Genomic DNA, 2,264 nt, shown 5'->3' on the forward strand with positions numbered 1-2,264 from the left:
TAGGGCGCCGCAAGGTGTGCTCGCCGGCAAGACGGTCGTGCTGACCGGTACGCTGCCTACGCTTTCGCGCGAGGACGCCAAGGAAATGCTCGAGGCTGCGGGCGCGAAGGTGGCAGGCTCGGTATCGAAGAAAACGGATTACGTGGTGGCTGGAGCGGAGGCGGGCAGCAAGCTCGTGAAGGCCGAGGAACTCGGCGTTCCGGTACTCGACGAAGATGGTATGCGCAAGCTTTTGGAGGGAGAAACACCATGATTCGCGAAATCCTCAAGATGGGCGATCCGCGTTTGTTGCGTATCGCCGAGCCGGTGGATCATTTCGATACGCCCGAACTGCACGCCCTGGTGGAGGACATGTTCGACACCATGCGTCATGCGAACGGCGCCGGGCTTGCGGCGCCGCAGATCGGCGTGGACCTGCAGGTGGTGATTTTCGGCTTCGCTCACAACGAGCGTTATCCGGACGCGCAACCGGTGCCGGAGACGGTGTTGATCAATCCGATCATCACGCCTGTGTCGCACGACATGGAAGAAGGGTGGGAAGGGTGTTTGTCGGTGCCCGGGTTGCGCGGCGCCGTGCAGCGGTATTCCATGATCCGCTATCAGGGTTTTGATCAGTACGGCACGGCTATCGAGCGGCTTGCCGAGGGCTTTCACGCGCGTGTCGTGCAGCACGAATGTGATCACCTGATCGGCAAGCTTTATCCGATGCGCGTGACGGACTTCTCGAAGTTCGGTTTCACCGAGGTGCTGTTCCCCGGGCTGGATCCGAAGAGCGACGACTGAAAGTCGTCACGGCAGCCCGTGGAATTGTTTTGAATCGACGGGCTGCCGACGGGTTTCAGGCAAAGCTCTTATTGCCCGAAGCCGTCTCCGGCTGACGAAACAGCTTGATATGTTCCGGATTTGCCGACGCCTGCAAACGCCCATCCGGCAAACGCGCAATGACGACTTCGCCAATGCCCGGGCTCATTACCACGACTTCGTCGCGCAACGCGAGCAGTGCGTCGAGGCGGCGTCGACCGCTGATGATTTCGAGGCCGGTTTTTGTTTCGCGAACAATGATCTCAACGGACATGGCAATTCTCCAGTGGCTTTTGCGAGGCTCACGCGCGGCGGAGCGGTAAATTGCACGTGTACCTGCCTAACGGTCATCAGTCATATTTTCTTTAACCAAAATATTGGCCAAAAAAAATCGATGTGATCAGCGGGTGCTGTTCACATCGATTTGTGCGGATTCCGTCGTTTTTTCGCGACGTTATCTATCAGATCAGAAGCTTTCGTCTGCGCCGAGGTAACGCCATTGTCCCGGCGGCAGCGCACCCAGGGTCACGTGGCCCATCCGGATTCGCTTCAGCCCAACCACTTCCAGGCCGACCAACTCGCACATCCGGCGAATCTGGCGCTTTTTGCCTTCGCGCAACACGAAGCGCAGCTGCTCGCCGTTTTGCCAACTGACCTGGGCGGTCTTGAGCGGCACGTCGTCAAGTGCGAGGCCGTGGCGCAGGAGCGCGAGGCTTTCCGGTGGAAAGTGCGATTCGATATCGAGTTCATGCTCGCCGAATTTCACGCGCACGAGATATTCCTTGTCGACATCCGAATGTCCGCCGATCAACTGCTTCGCCACGCGGCCATCCTGCGTGAGCACGAGCAGACCTGTCGAGTCGATATCCAGACGTCCCGCAGGCGCCAGCGTGCGCAGATGCGTGGGTGAAAAGCGGATGCCGGATTGGTCATCGGCCCAATGGTTCGAAGGGTTGACCAGCGTGACCGCCGGCTGATACCCGTCTTCCGCCTGACCCGAAACATAGCCGACCGGCTTGTGGATCAGGATCGTCACCTGTTGCATTTGTGCGGCATGCGCGGCCTGAGCGATCTCGATGTTCTGATCGGGACGGATCTTGGTGCCAAGCGTATCGATGACCACGCCGTCTACCAGCACCCAGCCTTTTTCGATCCACTCATCGGCTTCCCGGCGCGAACAGAGGCCGAGTTCCGACATCACTTTCGACAAACGCACGAGCCCGTCTTCACCTTCGCGCGCGATGCGGGCCGGTGAGGGCGGCGCGTCTGCATCGCGGGGTTTAGAGGGTTTGGCCGCTGGTTTGCGAGGGGGCTTGCGCTCGTCACCGAAGCGTTCCGGCGATGCCTCGCGTTTTGCGTAGGGACGATCGCCTGGCGGACGCTCGCGATCGAAGGAGGCCGGACGCGGGCTGCCTTCGCGCGCGTGGCTGCGCTCGCGGCGAGGTGCGCCGGAGCCACTGAAC

4 protein-coding genes are annotated in these 2,264 nt (G+C 60.6%); 2 read left to right on the forward strand and 2 right to left on the reverse strand.

Annotated elements, in window-relative coordinates; all coding sequences use genetic code 11:
- Both ACRXB1_RS34835 and def read left to right on the forward strand, forming a co-directional pair.
- A partial coding sequence (locus ACRXB1_RS34835) for a BRCT domain-containing protein (protein WP_449494628.1) occupies positions 1-253 on the forward strand: 253 nt, incomplete at its 5' end.
- Positions 250-783 carry a peptide deformylase gene (def, locus tag ACRXB1_RS34840; protein WP_056352690.1) on the forward strand — a complete coding sequence of 178 codons (534 nt, stop codon included), beginning with the start codon at positions 250-252 and terminating at the stop codon, positions 781-783. The genes ACRXB1_RS34835 and def, both read left to right, overlap by 4 nt.
- A 55-nt stretch (positions 784-838) precedes the next feature.
- On the opposite strand, the gene ACRXB1_RS34845 is transcribed toward def, so the two are convergent.
- Entirely contained in the window at positions 839-1,075 is a 237-nt protein-coding gene (locus ACRXB1_RS34845) for a hypothetical protein (RefSeq protein WP_061999146.1), read from the reverse strand.
- A gap of 192 nt (positions 1,076-1,267) precedes the next feature.
- Positions 1,268-2,264, reverse strand: a 997-nt coding sequence (locus tag ACRXB1_RS34850) for a pseudouridine synthase (protein ID WP_449494629.1), incomplete at its 5' end; no start/stop codon positions are given.

The sequence above is a fragment of the Caballeronia sp. M23-90 genome, from assembly GCF_053574605.1.

Excerpts from the sequence above, each read along its gene's own strand:
- def (WP_056352690.1), top strand. The coding sequence starts at position 250 with ATGATTCGCGAAATCCTCAAGATGGGCGATCCGCGTTTGTTGCGTATC.
- ACRXB1_RS34845 (WP_061999146.1), bottom strand. The coding sequence starts at position 1,075 with ATGTCCGTTGAGATCATTGTTCGCGAAACAAAAACCGGCCTCGAAATC.